This window comes from Salegentibacter profundi (assembly GCF_054121475.1).
The window spans coordinates 12781-34131 of the sequence record NZ_JBSYGG010000006.1 but is presented as its reverse complement, the minus strand read 5'-3'; the positions used below and the strand labels follow the sequence as shown (position 1 = coordinate 34131).

Annotated in this window: 16 protein-coding genes; 7 read left to right on the top strand and 9 right to left on the bottom strand. The window is 38.9% G+C overall.

What is annotated here, in order from left to right:
• Positions 1-12: 12 nt before the first annotated feature.
• From ACW6NC_RS09590 to ACW6NC_RS09580, 3 genes are all read right to left on the bottom strand, one after another.
• Positions 13-1788: a RagB/SusD family nutrient uptake outer membrane protein gene (locus ACW6NC_RS09590; RefSeq protein WP_457865555.1), complete on the bottom strand. Its 1776-nt coding sequence runs from the start codon at positions 1786-1788 to the stop codon at positions 13-15.
• 25 nt (positions 1789-1813) lie between these two features.
• On the bottom strand, positions 1814-5029 hold the full coding sequence (locus ACW6NC_RS09585; protein WP_457865554.1) for a SusC/RagA family TonB-linked outer membrane protein: 3216 nt from the start codon (positions 5027-5029) through the stop codon (positions 1814-1816).
• Positions 5030-5231: 202 nt separating this feature from the next.
• A complete protein-coding gene (locus ACW6NC_RS09580; protein WP_457865552.1) occupies positions 5232-6944 on the bottom strand; it encodes a GMC oxidoreductase in 1713 nt (570 codons plus the stop codon).
• 135 nt (positions 6945-7079) lie between these two features.
• Between ACW6NC_RS09580 and ACW6NC_RS09575 the strand changes: the two genes are divergently transcribed.
• The 7 genes from ACW6NC_RS09575 (at position 7080) to ACW6NC_RS09545 (ending at position 12834) form a co-directional block, all read left to right on the top strand.
• The gene (locus tag ACW6NC_RS09575; RefSeq protein WP_457865550.1) at positions 7080-7961 is read left to right on the top strand and encodes a sugar phosphate isomerase/epimerase family protein; all 882 of its coding nucleotides are present in this window, start codon (positions 7080-7082) and stop codon (positions 7959-7961) included.
• A gap of 97 nt (positions 7962-8058) precedes the next feature.
• The gene (locus ACW6NC_RS09570) at positions 8059-8502 is read left to right on the top strand and encodes an ATP-dependent zinc protease family protein (protein ID WP_457865548.1); all 444 of its coding nucleotides are present in this window, start codon (positions 8059-8061) and stop codon (positions 8500-8502) included.
• Positions 8480-9352: a 30S ribosomal protein S6--L-glutamate ligase gene (rimK, locus tag ACW6NC_RS09565; protein ID WP_457865546.1), complete on the top strand. Its 873-nt coding sequence runs from the start codon at positions 8480-8482 to the stop codon at positions 9350-9352. Before ACW6NC_RS09570 ends, rimK begins: the two co-directional genes overlap by 23 nt.
• Positions 9353-9355: 3 nt before the next feature.
• Entirely contained in the window at positions 9356-10339 is a 984-nt protein-coding gene (locus ACW6NC_RS09560; protein ID WP_457865545.1) for a succinylglutamate desuccinylase/aspartoacylase family protein, read from the top strand.
• A complete protein-coding gene (locus ACW6NC_RS09555; protein ID WP_457865544.1) occupies positions 10332-10901 on the top strand; it encodes a 5-formyltetrahydrofolate cyclo-ligase in 570 nt (189 codons plus the stop codon). Before ACW6NC_RS09560 ends, ACW6NC_RS09555 begins: the two co-directional genes overlap by 8 nt.
• Before the next feature lie 57 nt (positions 10902-10958).
• On the top strand, positions 10959-12407 hold the full coding sequence (locus ACW6NC_RS09550) for a PAS domain-containing protein (protein ID WP_457865542.1): 1449 nt from the start codon (positions 10959-10961) through the stop codon (positions 12405-12407).
• A gap of 10 nt (positions 12408-12417) precedes the next feature.
• A complete protein-coding gene (locus ACW6NC_RS09545; protein WP_081210276.1) occupies positions 12418-12834 on the top strand; it encodes a response regulator in 417 nt (138 codons plus the stop codon).
• On the opposite strand, the gene ACW6NC_RS09540 is transcribed toward ACW6NC_RS09545, so the two are convergent.
• From ACW6NC_RS09540 to recO, 6 genes are all read right to left on the bottom strand, one after another.
• Positions 12831-13451, bottom strand: a complete 621-nt coding sequence (locus ACW6NC_RS09540) for a lipoprotein signal peptidase (RefSeq protein ID WP_457865540.1) — start codon at positions 13449-13451, stop codon at positions 12831-12833. The genes ACW6NC_RS09545 and ACW6NC_RS09540 overlap by 4 nt on opposite strands.
• 40 nt (positions 13452-13491) lie before the next feature.
• On the bottom strand, positions 13492-14064 hold the full coding sequence (locus tag ACW6NC_RS09535; protein ID WP_457865539.1) for a hypothetical protein: 573 nt from the start codon (positions 14062-14064) through the stop codon (positions 13492-13494).
• 122 nt (positions 14065-14186) lie between these two features.
• Entirely contained in the window at positions 14187-14570 is a 384-nt protein-coding gene (locus ACW6NC_RS09530; RefSeq protein WP_457865538.1) for a TraR/DksA family transcriptional regulator, read from the bottom strand.
• A 4-nt stretch (positions 14571-14574) separates the two neighbouring features.
• A complete protein-coding gene (gene ileS, locus ACW6NC_RS09525) occupies positions 14575-17976 on the bottom strand; it encodes an isoleucine--tRNA ligase (protein ID WP_457865537.1) in 3402 nt (1133 codons plus the stop codon).
• A gap of 244 nt (positions 17977-18220) precedes the next feature.
• The gene (locus ACW6NC_RS09520; RefSeq protein ID WP_457865535.1) at positions 18221-20626 is read right to left on the bottom strand and encodes a TonB-dependent receptor; all 2406 of its coding nucleotides are present in this window, start codon (positions 20624-20626) and stop codon (positions 18221-18223) included.
• Positions 20627-21346, bottom strand: coding sequence for a DNA repair protein RecO (gene recO / locus ACW6NC_RS09515; protein WP_457865534.1), 720 nt, complete (start codon positions 21344-21346; stop codon positions 20627-20629).
• Positions 21347-21351: the final 5 nt, after the last annotated feature.

The window sequence follows — 21351 nt, the reverse complement described above, 5'->3', positions numbered from 1 at the left end:
TGGCTACAAATTTTAATATCCCGGATTTTGTTGCAGAACCGGGCCATCTGCCGTAGTACTTAAATCTATTTGTCTTTGGGGTATTGGAAAATAGCCTTCATTAGGACTGAAATTTCCACCTCTAACATCTGTTGTTATTTCACTTTCATATTCAATGAAATCATTAATCACCTCTTCGGCAACCCCCCATCGTACCAGATCAAAAAATCTGTGTCCTTCCATGGCTAATTCCACTCTTCTTTCAAACATAATAGCTTCCATAGCCTTTTCTTGAGAGGTAAAAAATCCATCAGGATAACGCGAGACATTATAATTGGCTGCATAATCACTTGAGAACCCGTCCATAGGGTTTTCAGGATCAATATAGTCCTTTAACCAATGCTCAGGATTATCAGCAAGTCTTCCTCTTACCTGATTAACATAATCAAGGGCAATATCAAGGTTTCCGGTTTTCGCTTCAGCTTCTGCAGCCATCAGTAGAACATCCGCAAATCGAATTATATTGATATTTATGGCATTTCCGGGAGCCCAAGAGCTCTGATCGGAATACTGATCGGCATGGTACTGCCAATAAATATGCTTTTTAGGAGCATAGGGTCCACCAGAAGATTGTTCACGAATCCAATTGTAACCAGGATGGTAGCCCCAGTCATGATAAGGAACATCGCGTCTACCTACGGTCCAATCCAAACGTGGATCAAGAGATTGAGTGTCGGGAGTAAATGGTTCGTCCGAAAGGATCCCCATGTCACTCTTTACCGGATTACTATTATAGTTATCAAGATATGGAAGACCCGTAGCTTCATCGGTACGGAAAGCATTTACAAGATCCTGGGTAGGTTGATAAAAACCACAACATCTGAAAGGGCTGTTGTATGGATAATTTAACATTAGACCGGTATTGGCATTCCCGATTGTATTGGTTCCATCGTTTGCCACCATCTGAATTGAAAATACAGTTTCTTTATTGTTTTCGGTCTCTGCATTAAAGTTGGCATGATAATTATCTACAAGTCCATAACTCAATCCGTTAGAAGTCACCCCAGAGTTTATCACTTCTGTGAAAACAGTTTTAGCTTCAGGGAATTTCTCCTGATATAGATAGGTCTTTCCAAGGTAAGCACCGGCCGCCCATTTATTTACTCTACCTACTTCATTCTGTGTTGCAGGCAGGTTATTATAAGCAAATTCGAAGTCTGCTTCAATATTTGGCCAGATATCCACATCATTAGGTACATTGGTATTTTCCGTCGTTTCATCTATCCACGGCACCATATTGAACATTTTCTTGAGCTCAAAGTAATAATGCCCTCTTAAAAATCGAGCTTGACCAGCAATATTGGCTCGTTCTGCTTCTGAAATATTTTCAATTTCATTTAATAATTTTATAACGGCATTTGCCCTTGTCACACCTTCATATAAGGCCTTCCATTTGGTATTAAAAAAACCGTTACTCGGATCTACACTATAAGTCGCTATAGAATTGATCCCCGCCTGGTCTCCCCCATCACTTCCTTTATGGGCATCGCCTCCGGTTATATCGCCATAAATCCAATTTGAAGGTGCTGCTTCCCAGGGATTTCCTCCTCCAAGAGCTGCATAATCTGTAGTTCCTCCTAAGGCCGCATATGCACCTATAAGTAAGGCGTTCACTCCTTTCTCATCTGCCAGTACTTCATCACTCAGCGCACCATAGGCAGGTTTATCGAGAAAGTTTTCTGCACAAGAGCTACTTAGCATTATTAATCCTAATGCCAGTATTTTGAATATATAAATTCTGTGTTTCATTTTTTAATATTTTTTATTTCTCAAATTATAAAGTAAGATTAATACCACCTATAAACTGGCGTGGTGTAGGGTAGGCTCCTTCATCTATACCAAAAGCCGTAGCAGTTCCAGTTAATTCAGGATCCACCCCGGAATAATTAGTTATAGTAAAAAGATTAGCAGCCTGAACATAGATTCTGAGTCTTTCAAGACCTAAACGATCAAGAAAATCTTCAGAGAAACTGTATCCCAACTGCACATTCTTTGCTCTCAAGTAGCTTCCGTCCTCCACAAAATAAGAGTTGGGCACATTGGCGGTACTAAAGCTTCCTCCTGTCTCTTGAATTGGAGCAGTAGCATTTTGATTTGTTGGTGTCCAGGAATCATATAAAGCAGTGGTGCTCTTTGCACCATTAAAGGAGCTATAGAAATCATGCCACCATTTAACCTGATTCCAAATGTCGTTTCCATAAACGCCATATAGGAACATGCTGAAATCAAAATTCTTATAATTGAATTCAAGGTTCAAACCTCCCGTAAAATCCGGATTTGGATTTCCTAGGAAAGTTCTATCATCACTGTTAATATAGCCATCTCCATTGGTATCCACATAGCGAAATCGTCCAACTCCAATGTCTGTTTGATATTCCTCATTTGGATTTCCTGTAGCCTGCTGAGCCTGCTGATTGGCTGCGTCGACTTCTTCCTGGCTATTCCAGAATCCCTGGATTTGATATCCATAGAATTGGCCAACCGAATGCCCCACAGCATTCCTTACGATAGTACTACCATTAAATCGTCTTCCTTCCTGATCGAAATAAGATACTCCATCAGCAATTTTAACTATTTCGTTATCGTAACTAGTGAAAGTTAAAGTAGCATTCATTCGCAGATCGGAAGTTAAATCGGCAAAGGTCGTTGCAGATAGGTCTAAACCACTGTTTTTCATTTCGGCAATATTCACATAAGGTACCGTAGAAACACCAGCAGTAGCGGAAAGCTCTGGGTTATATAGTAAGTCCACCACATCTTTTCTATAGTAATCTGCAGTTATTTGAAGTCGGTTATTAAACAAATTGGCATCAATCCCAATATTAGCATTTACGTTTTTCTCCCAACTTGCATTAGGATTACCTATACGGGATCTTTGAAAGCCCTCAACTAGAGAACTGTTTGACCCGGTAATATCATAATAGGATGAAGTACGGCTGCTTCCATAAGTGGTAAATGCATTGGCAGGATCTACGTTATTCTGGTTACCCATAACACCATATCCACCGCGTATTTTCAAATCATCCACCCATTGAAGATCATCCATAAGGGCTTCCTCAGAAATCCGCCATCCTGCACTGACTGCTGGAAACCAACCGTGTCTAGGATTCGTAAAGCGGGAAGTAGCATCACGTCTTATGGTCGCTCCTAGAAGATATTTATCATTATAGGTGTAATCTAATCTACCAAATACAGAGAACAATGCATCTTCAGTATAAAAACCAGAGTTGGTTTGTGTACCAGAGCCCGTACTTAAATTAACATAATTTGGATTAAAGGAGTAAAACCCTTGGGTTACCCCATATATTTCCTCGTATTGATTGTAATAAGCTTCCGATCCAACCAGGACACTTACATCATGCAAATCATTAAAATTATTAGAATACTGGAGGGTATTAGACCAGGTCCAGTTATAGCCGGTAAAAGCATTTTCACTTAACTGGTTTGTCGTTAAATTCTCCTGATTCTCATAGGTTGGATAGGTAAATACCTGTCCATTGGTGTTAAAATAATTCCCACCAAAACTTGTACGAGCGGTAAAGTTTTCCAGAAAATCTAATTCTGCAAAGATATTTCCGAAAATTCTGCTAGTTCGGGATAAATTATTCCTGTTTCTCTCCAGAATACCCACAGGGTTTTGCGCATTCCCTAAGGAAGGAGCCTGAGTTCCGGCAAAATTACCCGCAATATCATAAACCGGGATAATTGGCTGCATACGATAGGCATGATTAATCGGGTTCTCCCCAATTACAGAAATCCTGTTCCCATCGGCAACGGAAACGGCGATATTTTCACCTAAACGGAAATTCTCCCTAATGTTGAATTGACTATTCACCCTTGCTGTGTATCTTTTCAGAAAAGTATTCTTCAAAGTACCATCTTGATCAGAATGACTTAAAGAAAACAGGAAATTGCCTTTCTCTCCTCCCTGACTCACTGAAAAATCATGATTCATAATTGGAGCTGAGTTGAATATTTCCTGAAACCAGTTTGTCCCTTCCTGATTTGCTCTAATAATTTGATTAAATCCGCCAACGGCACCGGATTCCGTATAGTATGGATCAACGTAATAAGCTGATTCATCCACCTCGCCCTCGGCAGCACCACCGGGCAAAATATAATAGGGCAATTGAGGTTGTTCTCCTGAGCCGTACTGGCGATCAGAGATTGGTTCTCCGGGATTTGAATTCTCCATAGCCATCCATCTTAACTCTGCATGTTCCTGTGGAGTAGCTATGTCATAAACATTACCCTTTGGTACTGTTTGGGTTCCATAGTATCCATTATAAGTTACTCTGAGTTCTCCTTTTCCACTTCTGGTAGTAATTATAATTACCCCATTGGCTGCACGAGCCCCATAAATAGATGCAGAACCTGCATCTTTCAGCACCTGCATGTTCTCTATATCATTAGGGTTAAGGTGATTTATATCTCCTGTAGGAACACCATCTACAATATAAAGTGGATTAGAATTTCCAAAGGTGTTTATACCTCGGATTCTTACCTGTGGAGCCTCACCAGGTTGACCGGAACTGGATACAGTTACCCCAGAGGCCTGACCTTGCAGCTGTTCAGTAACCTGGGGAGATGGTTGCCTTCCCATAGCTTCCATATCGACAACGGCTACTGCTCCAGTAAGATCGGCTTTTCGCTGTGTACCATAACCTACTACAACAACTTCTTCCAAATCCGCCGCCGATGGTTCAATCGCAATTTCCAGATATGAATCATTTTCCACTACTACTTCTGTTGTGGCATATCCTAAAAAACTAATTTCCAGAGTAGCTCCAACTGGAACTTCAATACTAAATTCTCCATCGAAATTGGTCAGTACACCATTCGAGGTTCCCTTTTCAATAACATTAGCACTGGGTACAGGCATTCCATTATTAGCATCGGTGACTGTACCTTCAATGGTAACTTCATCCTGGGCAAAAATGGGTATTTGAAAAAACACAAATACAAATAAAATAATCAGGGGGTTTCTCATACTTTTAACATTTTAATTTAATATTAAGGGCTAGCTAATTAATACTCTTAATTCTTCGTTAATAAAAACGAATTAAAAGCTTTTTTACATAAATGACAAAAATTTATTCCTAAAAAATAAAATATGTTTAAATACTTATTTAAAAATTTGCATTATTATTTTATCCAATCTCCCTGTAGCATTGCTTCAGCAAAGTTTTCACTTAAACCTTACGTTTTTGGAATTCACCTACTGCATGGTTGGCAGCCCTGGCCGTTATTGCCATATAGGTCAGGGATGGATTTTGTGATGCTGAAGATGCCATACAGGAACCATCAGTCACATATACATTCGGTACGGCATGAATCTGATTATTCCCATTTAAAACAGAAGTTTTAGGGTCCCGGCCCATTCTTGCCGTACCCATCTCATGAATCCCATTGCCGGGAAAACAGGGTTCTTCATAGCCTTTAACATCTTTAAATCCGGCCTTCTCAAGCATGGCAACTGCTTGTTGTTTTGCATCTTCGCGCATGGCCATTTCATTTTCTTTATACTCACAATCAAAGGTAACGGTGGGTAACCCCCATTGATCCAGTTTATCATAATTTAGAGCCATTTTGTTCTCATGATAGGGTAAACACTCTCCAAAACAATTTATTCCGATTTGCCATCCTCCTGGCTCCACAATTGCCTTTTTGAGTTCTGCCCCATACTGCAGTTCTCCAATTACTTTTGTCCAATCCGATCGACTTGCACCACCTTGCATTCCATAACCCCTTACAAACTCTTTCATTTCACTATTCTTGTCGATATTTCGAAAACGCGGCACAAAAAAGCCAGCGGGTTTCCTTCCCTTATAGTAGTCCTCTAAATGATTATCTGATTTAGCAGTAGCTCCAACTTTGAAATGGTGGTCCATAAGATTATGGCCCAACTCTCCACTATCATTTCCAAGACCGTTTGGAAACCGCTCTGATTTGGATTGCATTAAAATGGACGTAGTAGGTATAGCGCCCGCACAGCAGAAGATTACATCGCTATAAAACTCCAGATTTTCCTTTGTTTCGGCATCGATTACCTTCACACCTACCGCTTTACCCTGATCTTCATCATAAATAATCTCGTAAACAACTGAATTTGGGCGAAGAGTCATATTTCCAGTACGCTCTGCAGCCGGAAGTGTGGAGGAGTTACTGCTAAAATATGCTCCATAGGGACAACCTCTAATACAACGATTTCGGTATTGACAATTTGATCTTCCTTCCCGTCCATCTGGATCGGTTAGGTTCGCAACTCGAGAATTAATAACCTTCCGGTCATCAAAATTTGCATCAACTCCTTCCCGTAGTTCTTCTTCTACACAGTTCAAAGGCATTTCCGGTGTAAAAATACTATCCGGGAGCTGCGGGAGCCCTTCGGCTTTCCCACTTATCCCAACAAATCTTTCAACCTTCTCATACCAGGATTCAAGATCCTTATAACGTATTGGCCAGTCTACCCCAAACCCATCTTTTTTATTGGCTTCAAAATCCAGGTCACTCCACCTGAAGGACATTCGAGCCCACATAAGGGATTTTCCACCCACGTGGTAACCTCTAATCCAATCAAACCTTTTTTCTTCGTTATAAGGATGTTTGATATCGTCCACAAACCAATGCTTACTGGCATCATTTATTGTATACCCGGTTCTGGCCTGCTTCTCTTGTCTTTTAAGTTCTTCCCTGGTTACCTGTCCTTTGAACTTATAATCCCACGGGTCATCATTCATCGTGGGGTAATCTTTCAGATGTTCCACCATGCGCCCACGCTCTAACACCAGGGTTTTTAATCCTCCCTCACAGAGTTCTTTTGCCGCCCATCCACCGGTAATCCCAGTTCCAATTACAATAGCGTCAAAATGCTTAGATTCATTTTGATTTTTTGCCTTTTTCATATCTTAATTTGAGGTTAAATTCGAATCCTCAATATATAAACTTTTTTAAAAAAATTTATTAATTACTAATTTTTTTACATAACTTCAATTCAATTACATAAATATTTTATTCGTATCCCTTTAAATTAATAAATTATGATTCCACGCAGAACCTTTATTAAACAGACAGGATTGGCCATGGCGGCCGCCACTTTAGGCCCATCTTTAATATGGGCAAAAGCGCAGAATTCACCTATCGGGCTTCAACTTTATTCCCTTAGAGATTTGTTAACAAAGAAAGATTTGAGAAATATACTTTCGGAAGTATCACAGGTAGGTATCAAGAAAATTGAAACCTATGGATATTCAAAGGAGGACCTTTTCTGGGGTTATGAAGCCCGGGATTTCAAACATATGTTATCCGATTACGGATTAAACAGCCCATCTGGTCATTATTCAGGAGGGCAATTTTTAACGGGAGAAAAAGATCTTTCGAATTTTCAATATTTTCTGGATGCAGCAAATGAAATGGAACAGAAATACGTAATAATCCCAAGCATACCCGGTTCACTTCAAAACTCCATAGATGGTTTTAAGCAAGCTGCCGATAAGTTAGGAAGAATAGGAGAAATGTGTAAGAAGCAAGGACTAAGTTTGGCTTATCACAATCATGCTTTTGAATTTAAGGATTTCAATGGCAAAAATGGAATGGAAATTTTTCTTACAGAAATAGATAAAGATCATATTGATTTTGAACTTGATATATATTGGGTGAAAAGAGCAGGTATTGATCCCATTACGCTTTTTAAAAAATACCCGGGAAGATTCAAACTTTGGCATATTAAGGATATGATGAAGAATGATAAAAACCTAAATACGGAAATTGGCGCTGGATCCATAAACTATAAGGAGATAATGGCATACACCCAGACCTCAGGTTTACAGCATCTTATAATTGAACAGGAAAATTTTGAAATGGATCCCTTTAAAAGTCTTGATAAAAGCTATACATACATCCAGAATGAACTTATAAAATAGCTGGAGCATTTATAAATCATTCCCTACGAAGAGGTTTAGCCTCAAGATTTTCGCACTTCCTTAAGAAAGAAACTTTGCCATTTTACTATCTTGCAGTATGGAGAAAACCGTAATTGGGCGATTTGACAAAGCAGATTTTCCTGCACTTCACCTTAAGGATATTGCAATTAAAATAGATACGGGAGCTTACACCTCTTCAATTCATTGTGAGAATATAAGGGAGGAAAATGATATCCTGCTATGCACATTTCTTGATGAGGAACACCCGTTATACAATGGAAAAGAATTTTCCTTTACCGACTACGATATTGTCTTTGTACGAAGCAGCAATGGGATAATACAAAAAAGATATCAGGTAGAGTCCACTATTAAAATTTTCAGTAAAGTATTCAAAATTTCACTTTCTTTGTCATCCCGACAGGAAATGCGGTTTCCGGTTCTTATTGGACGTAAATTCTTAACCAAAAAATTCCTCGTAGACACCGAACTCACTGATGTTTCTTACAATTTAAAACAAGATGAAAATAAAAATCCTATCTAGGAATAGTCATTTATATTCTACCCAGAGACTCGTTGAAGCTGCAAGAAAAAGGCATCATGAAGTAGAAGTTATAGATCCGCTAAAATGTGATCTGGTAATCGAGAAGCGGAAACCTTCCATATTTTATAAAGGAAAGATGATTGAGGGTACCGATGCCGTCATTCCAAGAATCGGAGCATCAGTTACTTTTTACGGTACAGCCGTTGTTCGACAGTTTGAAATGATGGGTGTTTTTACCACAACAGAATCTCAGGCCCTGGTTAGAAGCCGGGATAAACTAAGAAGTTTACAGGTGCTTTCCCGGGCAAGGCTCGGTCTTCCTAAAACCGTCTTCACAAACTACTCCAAAGACGTTCATGAAGTAATAGAACATGTAGGAGGAGCTCCTTTAATTATTAAGTTACTGGAGGGAACTCAAGGTTTAGGAGTTGTTCTAGCTGAAACTAAAAATGCTGCAGAATCGGTGATCGAAGCATTTAACGGTTTACAAGCCAGAGTAATCGTTCAGGAATTCATTAAAGAAGCCGGGGGTGCAGATATTCGTGCTTTTGTTGTAGACGGGCATGTAGTTGGCGCCATGAAACGACAGGGAAAGGAAGGAGAATTTCGATCAAACCTTCACCGAGGTGGTTCAGCCTCAGTAATTCAGTTGACCGATGAGGAAGAAAATGCAGCGATTAAAGCTGCCAGGGCAATGAGTCTTGGAGTAGCTGGAGTAGATATGCTCCAGAGTTCTCGTGGTCCGTTAATTCTCGAGGTTAATTCTTCACCAGGATTAGAAGGAATTGAAGAGGCTACTGGTAAAGATATTGCTAAATTTATAATTAGGTATATTGAAAGGAATGTATAGGGTATGCCAAAAATAACCGAGGATAATATTCTGGAGATTCTAGGTGAAAAGGTTTTGCCTGGAAAGAGTGCCACGATCAACTTCAATATGGCAAAACTCTACACTACCAATTCGGTAGATGTTCCTGTTATCATCGAACGTGCTAAAAAACCCGGGCCAGTAGTCCTGCTTACCGCAGGCATTCACGGGGATGAAATAAACGGAATAGAAGTAGTTAGGCAAATCATTTCCAAGGGTATCAACAAACCTCAAAAGGGGACTATAATATGCATTCCCGTGGTTAATATTTTTGGTTTTCTAAACCTTAGTAGGGAATTTCCCGATGGGAGAGATCTCAATCGGATGTTTCCCGGTACCAAACACGGTTCATTAGCCAGCAGGTTTGCCTACCAATTTGTCAAAAAGATTCTCCCTGTCGCAAATTTTTGCCTGGATTACCACACAGGTGGCGCAAGCCGGTTTAATGCCCCCCAAATAAGAGTAAAACAAGCAGATGACCTAAGCGTGAAATACAGTCGCATCTTTAATGCTCCTTTTACGATGGAGTCAAAAACCATCACCAAGTCCTTCAGAGAGACCTGTTCAAAACTCGGAATCCCAGTATTATTATATGAAGGAGGTAAATCAAAATCCAGCGATAAAGAAATTGCAAGACATGGTGTTGAAGGCACAATGCGAATTCTAAGTCACCTGGAAATGCTAAATCCAAAATTCGAATATCCCGATGCGATTACTCAAACTGTACTTATTGAAAATAGTTTTTGGATGCGCGCCAAATACAGCGGTCTTCTACATGTGAAAATTCCATGCGGAAAACACGTAGAAAAAGGTGAGTATATAGGTACCATAACCGATCCATACGGCAAATTCAGGCATAAGATAAAGGCCTCCAATACTGGCTACATCCTCAATGTTAACGAATCACCCATAGTTTATCAAGGTGACGCCATCTTTCATATCTCCTTACCCCAAAAAGAAAATGAATAAAAAGGCACTGCGAAAAAAATATAAAGATCTTCGCTTAACACTAACCGAAGAAGAAGTGGAAGAGCTTAGCCTCAAAATTGCCAACAGACTTCTAAATATAAAGATATGGGACCTTGAGTTTTATCATTTATTTCTGAGTATTTCAGAGCAAAAAGAAGTGAATACCGAATACATCCTTCACATTCTCCAAGGAAAAGATAAAAATGTTGTAGTTTCAAAAACCGATATTGAAAATCACCGTTTAAACCACTTTCTCCTAACCGATTCTACCAGAATTATGAAAAATCGCTGGGATATCCCTGAACCTGATGGTGGAATTGAAATTTCTCCCGCAAAGATCGACCTGGTCTTTATCCCTCTATTGGCATTTGATAAAGTCGGTCATCGTATTGGATATGGGAAGGGTTTTTATGACCAGTTTCTTGACTCCTGCAAACCCAGCGTTATCAAAGTAGGTCTTTCCTTTTTTGAACCAGAAGAGAAAATCCAAGAGATCTTTCCTACTGATGTAGCTTTGGATTTCTGTGTAACCCCCAATCATGTATATCAGTTTAAAAATTAGGCATTTATTTGTTAGTAATAGAACATTCTATTACTTTTAGATAAACAAACTGGCCAGATGTTAAACGACCTTCAGTTAAACAGTATTCTTGAAGATTTTGATATTGCCTACTGGAAGGTCAATCTTTTAAATCACAATCTTTCCTGGTCCGATCATTTTAATGCTCTAGTAGGTAAACCCGATACCAGTGACAACTTTGAGCATTTCCTCAAAGAAATACTTCATCCCGATTATCGTTATGATTTCAGAGTATATTTTGATAAGCTTACCTCTAAGAATGAGCCTTTCAGTCTTGAATTAAAACTGAAACTACACAACGGCAAATACCGCTGGTTCGAATGTCGGAATTTAAAAAACAAAGATCACAGCAACCGGGAAACCGCCGTCCTTCTATTTGTAAATATTCATCAGGCAAAACGCGATCAATACACCATTGAAGAAAACTATTTCTATTATCATGAAACTGCAGAAATGACTTCAACAGGGGGATGGTACGTTGATACCCTTCACAAGAATATTTATTGGGATAACGTCACTAAAAAGATTGTGAATTGCCCCTTGGATTATCAGCCTGCTTACGAGGAGCGTTTAAAATTCTATGCTCCAGAACACCATCAACGTGTGATATCTTCATTTGAAAAATGTGAAAAATATGGGATCCCTTTTAAGATCGAACTAAAAATGTTAAGCCTCCATCATAAAGAATTCTGGGTAAGAGCTACCGGGAAGCCTGTTTACAATGAAGAACAGGAAATTGTTGGAATAAGAGGAGTCTATCAGGATATCGATGAGAATAAGAATAGTGAACTCAATCTTCAGAATTCCCTGGATATAATCGCAACACAAAATTCGCGACTATTTAATTTTGCCCATGTAGTTTCTCATCATTTACGTTCCCACAGTAGCAATTTAAGTCTTATTGTGGAATTATTGAAAGAGGCCAAAACCGATGCCGACAAATTGGAACTTCTTCCTAATGTAGTAGATATTGCTGATAACCTTGATGTGGCTATATCACAATTAAATGAGATAGTAAATAAGCAAAGCCTCCTGAGTAAAAACAGGAGAATAATAAAATTTGAAGATGCTTTAAGTGGGGTAATGGCTTCAACTTCTTCCTTAATTAATCGGGAAAATGCAAAAATCGTAGCTGAATTTAACGCTCTTGAAGAAATCAGTTATATCTCTGAATATCTTGAAAGTATTTTATTAAATTTAATCACTAATGCTATAAAGTATAAACATCCTGGCAGAAAACCGGTGATTTATATACAGACCTATATCGAGAATGACAACGAGTATCTTGAAATTAGCGATAATGGCATGGGCATAGACCTAGATCAATACGGCGATAAGATGTTTGGAATGTACAAAACCTTTCATAGCAACCCGGAAGCAAAAGGAATTGGCCTGTTTATCACCAAAAATCAGGTGGAGACATTAGGAGGTTCAATTTCAGTTACCAGCACTGTCGATGTAGGCACCACATTTAAGATAAAATTTTAAACTAATTCTTATGGGGCAAAAAGTAGAATTAGCGTGTATAATTGATGATGATAAAATATACGTTAACCTGGTACGGAAGATTATAGAGATAAAAAAGTTATCTGAGAATCTTCTGATCTTTAAAAATGGGAAAGAAGCACTTGACTATTTTCAATTAATTATGGGTAATATGACTGAGGATAAACTTCCAGATATTATTTTCCTCGATCTCAACATGCCTGTGATGGATGGCTGGGAATTCCTTAGTGAATTCATCAAGATCAAAAACAATTTTGAAAAGAAAATAACTCTTTATGTGGTGAGCTCTTCTATTGACCCCAGAGATCTGGAAAGAGCAAAATCTTTCAACATGGTTACCGACTATTTAATCAAACCTATTGAGTTGAAAAAATTCGAAAAAATTTTTGAAAAGAATAACGCCGCTTAATTCTTACCCGAAGTTTCTTCTTCTGGCGGGAATGCCTTTTTATTGAATAATAATAAAAGAGCCACCCCTACGCTTATGGCTGAATCAGCAATATTAAAAACGGGTTCAAAAAAAGTGAAATAATTACCGCCCCAAAAAGGAATCCATTCCGGTAAATTACCCTGCCATAAAGGGAAATAAAGCATATCTACCACTTTTCCGTGGAATAGCGTCCCATAACCTCCTCCTTCAGGTAAAAAACTCGCAATATTGCCATAACTATGGTCAAAAATAATACCGTAGAAAACAGAATCAATAATATTACCCATTGCGCCGGCAAAAATAAGGGCGATAGATATAATAAGAATTCTCGATCCCTTTTTCCTTACCGAATCCCAAAGCCAATAACCTATACCAACAATTGCTGCTAGTCTGAAAAGAGTAAGTGCAAGTTTCCCATATGAGCCTGGTATCTTCGCCCCCCAGGCCATACCTTCATTTTCCACAAATAAAATTCTGAACCATTCGAAGACTCTTATTTCATCCCCAAGAGCAAAATTTGTTTTAATATAAAATTTTGAAATCTGATCGATTATCAGAATCACTAATATAATTATTCCGGCTTTTTTTAAGGACATGTTTAGCTATTGCATTAAAATTGGACCAAAAATACAATTATTATTTAGTTTTTCGCAGGCTAATATCGCCGTAGACCGACGTCAATATAAGTAGTTTATTCCCGTCAGGAATTATGGGTAAATTTAACTTTCCATTGCGGGATGTTGCTTCGACCCGAGTATTACTGGTTTCTACCGAAATATCCCCCAATATCGTTTGCACATTCCCATTTCCGCTGAAATCCTTTAATTCGCAGAATCCCTGATCTAGCCTGATCTCTATAGATTCAAAGCCTCCGGTCGTGGTCACCGACGCCAGGCTTGATTCAATATACAACCTTAGGCCTTGAGGTATCTTTAATTTTATCTGTAAAGAAAAGACCTTATGGGCACTCAATTTATCATACCCTCCCGAAAGCGCCTGAGGATACTGGGTACTAAGGATTAGTTCTTTATTTCGCAATTCGGTTTGGAGTCTTATACGATTATAATATTCCCCTTCTGAAAGAGTTGAGATTATAATCTTTGATCCTGAGTAAGTTTCGATATCGATACTATAAACCTCCTCTGCATAGATCTGAATTGTTTCTACTGATATTGCATCAATAGCCTTCAAGGTTTCCTTCTGTCCCATTAATGAGAGGTTGAAGAGCAATAGCAATAACAGTGTTGGGTAACTCTTTATCATTAATAAAAACAAAACGCCCTCTTTGAAGACTTTCAAAGAGAGCGTTTAGCATAATTTTATATAAAAAATTAGCGTTGCATATTCTTTGCTTCGATACTCAAAGTAGCATGTGGTACCAATTTCAAGCGCTCCTTGGCTATCAATTTACCAGTAACTCTACAAACCCCATAGGTTTTATTCTCAATACGCAATAATGCATTTTTAAGATCTCTGATGAACTTTTCCTGACGTATGGCCAACTGTGAGTTAGCCTCCTTACTCATCGTTTCACTTCCTTCTTCAAAGGCTTTAAAAGTCGGGGAAGTATCGTCGGTTCCATTATTCCCGTCATTTTTGTAAGCATTTTCATAAATTTTCAACTGTTCCTGGGCTTTCTCAATCTTTTTTAAGATGAGTGCCTTAAATTCTGCCAAATCGGCATCACTGTAACGTTCTTTAACTTCTGCAGACATAAGCTCAATGTTTTTTAATAAACAATTTAGTGGTAATGTCATCAAAAGCTACCTCCGTACCTTCTTCTACCACCGCTGCAACTTCGAGGTGTGCAGTTAATGTTTCGTTCTTAATATAAGTTATATTTTCATTAACGGCATCCTCGACAATGCCGTCTTTCTGTAGGGTTACATCTATAGTATCAGTAACTTCGAAACCAGATTCCTTCCTAAGGTTCTGTATTCTGTTTACTAATTCCCTGGCCACTCCTTCCTTTTTAAGCTCTGGAGAAATACTAACGTCCAGGGCTACTGTAATATTACCGCTGCTTGCCACCAACCAGCCTTCAATATCTTGGGAGGTAATCTCCACCTCTTCGGCCGCCAAAGTAATCATTTTTTCATTAACTTCAATATCGATACTACCCTCCCGTTCAATTGTGGCAATATCTGTAGCATTTAGACTATTTATTTTACTGACAACCAGCTTCATATCTTTCCCGAACTTAGGCCCAAGCACCTTAAAATTAGGCTTAATTTGTTTTACAAGAATACCTGAAGCATCATCAATAAGCTTTAATTCTTTTACATTTACCTCCGACTTAATCAGCTCTTCAACAGCCTTTATTTCCTCCCGCTGTTGCTGGTCAAGTACCGGAATCATTACTCTTTGGAGGGGCTGCCTTACTTTGATCATTTCTTTTTTACGCAATGAAAGCACCAAAGATGAGATGGTCTGGGCTTTTTCCATTTTACGTTCTAAAGATTTATCAACAAATTTATCATCAAAAATCGGAAAATCAGCAAGATGCACCGATTCAAAAGTCTCTTTTTGAGTTGCCTTGTTTAAATCTTTATAAAGCCTGTCCATAAAGAATGGTGCAACAGGAGCTCCTAATTTTGCTACTGTTTCCAGACAGGTGTAAAGTGTTTGGTAAGCTGAGATCTTATCTTGCTCATAATCGCCTTTCCAGAATCTCCTGCGGCTTAAACGCACGAACCAGTTACTGAGATTTTCCTGAACAAATTCTGAAATTGCTCTAGTTGCCCGTGTTGGTTCATAGTCCGCATAGAATTTATCAACTTTATCGATAAGCGTATGCAATTCTGAAAGGATCCAACGATCTATCTCGGGTCGTTCTTCTAAAGAAACCTCTTCCTCTTCATACTTGAAACTATCGATATTCGCGTATAAGGTAAAGAAGGAATACGTATTGTAAAGTGTTCCAAAGAATTTGCGACGTACCTCAGCGATTCCTTCAATGTCAAATTTAAGGTTATCCCAAGGGTTAGCGTTAGAAATCATATACCAACGGGTAGCATCGGGCCCAAATGCAGCTAGTGTTTCAAAAGGGTCAACAGCATTGCCAAGACGCTTAGACATCTTCTGTCCATTTTTATCCAAAACAAGTCCGTTGGAAACGACATTTTTATATGCCACATCATCAAAGATCATCGTAGCAATAGCGTGAAGGGTATAAAACCATCCACGAGTCTGGTCTACCCCTTCAGCGATAAAGTCGGCTTTCCTTTCTCCTCCTTCAACTTTTTCTTTATTCTCAAAAGGATAATGCCACTGTGCATAAGGCATAGAACCCGAATCGAACCAAACATCTATAAGATCGGCTTCGCGTTTCATAGGTTTACCGGACTCAGACACCAAGGTTATTTGGTCCACTACATTCTTATGAAGATCCACCAATTCGTAGTTCTCCTCACTCATATTGCCAGGTTCGAAACCATTAAAAATATCCTGGTCCATCACCCCGGCTTTTACAGCCCTGGCCATTTCTTCTTTTAGTTCAGCAATAGAACCAATAAATTTTTCTTCTTTTCCCTCCTCGGTTCTCCAAATTGGCAAAGGAATTCCCCAATACCGACTACGAGATAGGTTCCAATCGTTGGCGTTAGCTAGCCAATTCCCAAATCGACCTTCTCCAGTAGATTTCGGTTTCCAGTTAATATTTTTGTTCAACTCGAACATACGCTCCTTAAATTCGGTCACTTTGATGAACCAGGAATCCAATGGATAGTATAATATTGGTTTGTCAGTCCTCCAGCAATTTGGATAACTATGCACATACTTTTCTACTTTAAAAGCACGATTTTCTTCTTTTAATTTAATGGCAAGCTCCACATCTACAGATTTATCCGGGGCCTGGCCTTCGTCATAATATTCATTCTTCACGTATTTCCCGGCAAACTCTCCCATTTCAGGTCTAAATTTCCCCTGCAGATCTACAAGTGGAACGAGATTCCCATTTTCATCTTTTACCAGTAGTGGCGGAACAGGAGGTGTGGCTTGTTTAGCCACCATCGCATCATCGGCACCAAAAGTTGGGGAGGTATGGACTATTCCTGTACCATCTTCTGTAGTAACAAAATCTCCGGAGATGACACGAAAGGCATTCTCAGGATTCTCAAACGGTTGAGCATATGGCAACAATTGTTCATATTTAATCCCCACCAAATCTTTACCTAAGAAAGTATCACAGACTAAAAATGGTATCTTTTTATCATCTTTAGTATAATCTTTTAATTCCTCTTCAGTTTCAACTTCCTGAAACTTCTTATCAAATTGTTTTCTGGCTAGGTTTTTTGCAACGAGAATTGTAATTGGCTCGAAAGTATACTGATTGTATGTTTTAACTGAAACATATTCAATTTTCGGACCTACTGTTAAAGCTGTATTTGAAGGCAATGTCCATGGTGTGGTGGTCCAGGCGATTAAAAACGCTCCTTCCAGTTCCTCCCCCACGGATGTTCTTGAAGCATCTTCGATTTTAAACATTGCAGTTACCGTGGTATCGGTAACATCCTGGTAAGTCCCAGGCTGATTAAGCTCATGCGAACTCAAACCCGTACCGGCTTTTGGCGAATAGGGTTGAATGGTGTAGCCTTTATAAATAAGACCTTTTTTATATATTTCAGAAAGCAGCCACCAAACCGTTTCCATATATTTTGATTTGTAGGTAATGTATGGGTTATCCATATCTACCCAATAGCCTATTTTCTCGGTAAGGTTGTTCCACACATCGGTATAACGCATAACGGCGTTTTTACAGGCATCATTATATTTCTCTATGGAAATTTTTGTTCCGATATCTTCTTTGGTGATCCCGAGTTCTTTCTCCACTCCAAGTTCCACCGGCAGTCCATGGGTATCCCAACCAGCTTTCCGTTTTACCTGGTATCCTTTTTGGGTTTTATAACGACAAAAAATATCCTTAATAGCCCGTGCCATTACATGATGAATCCCCGGGAGGCCATTAGCAGAAGGCGGTCCTTCAAAAAACACAAAAGGCTCCTTCCCCTCACGGGTGCTTACGCTCTTTTCAAATATATCGTTCTCCTTCCAGTAAGCCAATATTTCCTCGGCTACTTTCGGTAGGTCAAGTCCTTTATATTCAGGGAACTTATTGCTCATTTTGTCGTAATTTCTAATGAAACGCGAAATTAAGGATTTTTAGCAAAAAAAGGGATTAATAAAAGGTAAAATCAAAATGATCTCATAAGGTTTTCCTTTAAGAAAGACTATATTTTTACTAAAAGTAAATCTCCCAAAAGAAACCCGTTGAAATTAGCGAATCAGGTATTCTGGAAAAATTAAACACTATAAAGATGTGGTTATTGCAAAACAGGTCATGGACCTTTTACTCTGAAAAAGAGGATTAAAAATTATATTTCACAGCCAATATTAAATTTCTCCCCGCCGCAGCAATACCCGACGAATAAGTGCGGTATCGTTGATCGGTAATATTTTCTAATGAAATTGTTGCTAACCAGGCGTCATTGAATTTATACTGTCCACTCATATTGAGGGTGTACCAGGATGGTGAATATGGATTTCCTTCTTGATCTAAAGCGTATAAATAGGGTTTCCCTTTCTCAGAAGGAGCCAGTTCCTTATAATCCAACTGTCCATTGTACTGAGCAAAGAGGTCAAATTTTAAACGTTTTTTATGCCAGGTGAGATGAGTATTCCCAAAAAGCGGAGCGGCGTGGCGTAAAGCTACTTTACTTCCATCTTCCTGCTCTTCTTCTCCTTTTGTTAAATTGATTTGGGAGCTAAATCTGAGAGCTACAGAAATATTATAAGCAACGCCGGCTTCGAAACCGTAAACATAAGCTTTAGAAGCATTTTGTATAGCCTGTATCTTGCTGGGTTCACCCTGGTAAGCTATTTCTGTTTTTCCATCAAGCTGAAAGTCCCTTCTAACCATAGCATCTTTAAGGCTGGTATAAAAAGTCGCAAAGGAAAACTGCAGATTCTCTGAAGGTGTCCAATCTAATCCAAGCTCTGCATTATAGGCGTATTCAGGTTTAAGGTCAGGGTTGGGGACAACCACTGAACCGGGTTCCGAATCGAAGATCTTGCCCACATCATCAATATTTGGTGCCCTAAAGGCTGTGGAAAGATTGATCTTCCATCTAAAAAACCGATTCTGCTTCCAATTGATGCCAGCACTACCGGTCAAGGCTCCGGTATTAATATTGGCTTCCGAAAAAGGAAAATCAAAGAAACGCTCATCAAATTCGGCTTCCACAAGAATATGATTATATCGGGCTCCCGACTGGAATGTTAGATCTGAATTTATTATCCATTGGTACGAGGCATAAGCAGCTATTGATTGCCAGGTGGAACCATCTGGATAACGCGAAGCATCGGGTTGGCTATTTTTAGAATTAATGTTGACCTTCCTAGCTTCTGAAGATACCCGATTAAAAACATATTCAGTTCCGTAAAATAATCGGCTTTCTTCAAAGTCCTTTTCAAAATCAATGTTTAAAGAAGACGCATCCACATTTTCAGTGGAATTAAATCGAATATCTTCATTAAAATCCCGGTTGTGTCGGCTTTCTTCAAAAAACTGATAGGCTGCAGTTAGTTGTGCTTTATCGTAAAAAACACCATCCCCCTCTTTGTTAATTTTTATATTACTCATAAACCATGTTTGCGGTCCGTAGTACCATTCTGCCGAACGAAATTCTCCATTTCTTTTCCGAATTAAACGATCATATCGAGGAAAATCGGAGGTTGTAGAATAAATTAAACCAAGGTTAAAGTCCCAGTCATTGCCAGGCATATATTTTATTTTCTGAAGCAAATTTATCTGGTTATACCCAGTAAATTTCTGAAGCTTTTCATTAGAATTGTTCACTACAAGATCCTGGTCATCTTGTCTAACGACATATTCTGGCCGAAGGTAATCCTTAGGACCATTTGACCCCATTCTCAGATCTTCAAAATCTGAATAGGTCACACCGGTTAAAAAGGCCCAGTTCTCGCGACCAATATTAAAATCCAGGTGAATGGTTTTTTCATTATTGGCAGAGGCATACCGGGAATATGCATTACCAGAGAATCCTGTTTTTCCAGCCGAAAATTTTGGCTTAAGGGTATAAAAATTCATCACTCCTCCTACTGCATCACTACCATAAACCACTGAACCTGGTCCAATAAGTACTTCTGTGTTTTCCACTGCCAGCGGATCTACCGAGATCACGTTCTGTAAATTTCCACTCCTAAAAATAGCAGTATTCATCCGTACCCCATCCACAGTGATAAGCAAACGATTAGCTGAAAAGCCCCGAATCATAGGGCTCCCACCTCCCAATTGACTTTTTTGAACAAACACCTGTCCACTGCTCTCCAGCAGATCAGCAGAAGTTTGAGGAGAAAACAACTGCACATCTGCAGAGTTTAAGCTCACAATCTTTTGAGTAGTTTGCTCCTTAGACATTTTAAACCTCCCTGCAGAAAGCACAACTTGTTCCAACTGATTCTCGCGACCTTCAAGGTATACCCTGTTATTATTAGCAATAATTTCAGCCTTAGAAAAAACAGCTTCTTTATGCCCCATATGCTTGAAGATAATCTTCTCAGAATCTTCAAATCTGGAAATATGAGCCTTCCCGTCAAGGTCGGTAATCGTAGATCTGGATTTGTCTGGATTAAAGATTGCTACTCCCGGAATAGGATTGTTGCTAGTTTGTTCCAGTACCTGTATCTCCTGGGCACTAGATAAATTATAAATAAAAAATAAAAGAATCGCTCCTGCAAATGATGTTCGCATTTAACTGAATATTTCATTGAAAACCGAAAGCGACCTGGGCCTTTTAAAACCATCAATATGTAATTCGTAATACAACAGTAATATATTCAGGAATTTTCTTCGGCTTGATTGGTTGATTTTAATTCCGCTTAATTCATCAAAATTTATGCCCAAAAAGCTTCTTAAAATCTCAACGTCTTCCCCTTCTATACATTGTTCACTGGTTTTAAACTGCTGAAAACTTCCTTCCAACATATTAAAACATGGCAGATCTTTTTGGGAGGGGTCAGGAGAAAAACCCAGATAAGCTGATAATTTTAACAAGAATAACAAATGAAAGTTCCCAAACTGTGCTGTTTGATCTAGCATGACGAAGCTATCATCGATAAAATTAAATAGCTCACAGTTGGCTTCTTCTTCCTGTATTGAATTACGCAGGACTTCAGCAAGAAACATAACCAGTGCTGATTTCACGACATCGGTGTGCAGGCTTTGATAGTGGTAGGCCAACCTAGCATCAGTGAGATACTCTAAGGTCCCTTTTCCCCTGTGTTTAGCGACTATTTCCAGTTGAGTTAAAGGCTGAAAAAGAGAAGCTTTAAATTTACCTTTTCTCGACTTTAAAACACCCTTGAGGATATAAGTTTTAAGACCATCGCTAAAGGTATAAGCCTTTACGATCAGATCGGCCTCTGAATATTTAAGGGCACTTATAACAATAGCTTTTGTAGTGACCAACATCTAAT

Coding starts and splice junctions, on each gene's coding strand:
- ACW6NC_RS09590 (WP_457865555.1), bottom strand. CDS start 1,788: ATGAAACACAGAATTTATATATTCAAAATACTGGCATTAGGATTAATA.
- ACW6NC_RS09585 (WP_457865554.1), bottom strand. CDS start 5,029: ATGAGAAACCCCCTGATTATTTTATTTGTATTTGTGTTTTTTCAAATA.
- ACW6NC_RS09580 (WP_457865552.1), bottom strand. CDS start 6,944: ATGAAAAAGGCAAAAAATCAAAATGAATCTAAGCATTTTGACGCTATT.
- ACW6NC_RS09575 (WP_457865550.1), top strand. CDS start 7,080: ATGATTCCACGCAGAACCTTTATTAAACAGACAGGATTGGCCATGGCG.
- ACW6NC_RS09570 (WP_457865548.1), top strand. CDS start 8,059: ATGGAGAAAACCGTAATTGGGCGATTTGACAAAGCAGATTTTCCTGCA.
- rimK (WP_457865546.1), top strand. CDS start 8,480: ATGAAAATAAAAATCCTATCTAGGAATAGTCATTTATATTCTACCCAG.
- ACW6NC_RS09560 (WP_457865545.1), top strand. CDS start 9,356: ATGCCAAAAATAACCGAGGATAATATTCTGGAGATTCTAGGTGAAAAG.
- ACW6NC_RS09555 (WP_457865544.1), top strand. CDS start 10,332: ATGAATAAAAAGGCACTGCGAAAAAAATATAAAGATCTTCGCTTAACA.
- ACW6NC_RS09550 (WP_457865542.1), top strand. CDS start 10,959: ATGTTAAACGACCTTCAGTTAAACAGTATTCTTGAAGATTTTGATATT.
- ACW6NC_RS09545 (WP_081210276.1), top strand. CDS start 12,418: ATGGGGCAAAAAGTAGAATTAGCGTGTATAATTGATGATGATAAAATA.
- ACW6NC_RS09540 (WP_457865540.1), bottom strand. CDS start 13,451: ATGTCCTTAAAAAAAGCCGGAATAATTATATTAGTGATTCTGATAATC.
- ACW6NC_RS09535 (WP_457865539.1), bottom strand. CDS start 14,064: ATGGGACAGAAGGAAACCTTGAAGGCTATTGATGCAATATCAGTAGAA.
- ACW6NC_RS09530 (WP_457865538.1), bottom strand. CDS start 14,570: ATGTCTGCAGAAGTTAAAGAACGTTACAGTGATGCCGATTTGGCAGAA.
- ileS (WP_457865537.1), bottom strand. CDS start 17,976: ATGAGCAATAAGTTCCCTGAATATAAAGGACTTGACCTACCGAAAGTA.
- ACW6NC_RS09520 (WP_457865535.1), bottom strand. CDS start 20,626: ATGCGAACATCATTTGCAGGAGCGATTCTTTTATTTTTTATTTATAAT.
- recO (WP_457865534.1), bottom strand. CDS start 21,346: ATGTTGGTCACTACAAAAGCTATTGTTATAAGTGCCCTTAAATATTCA.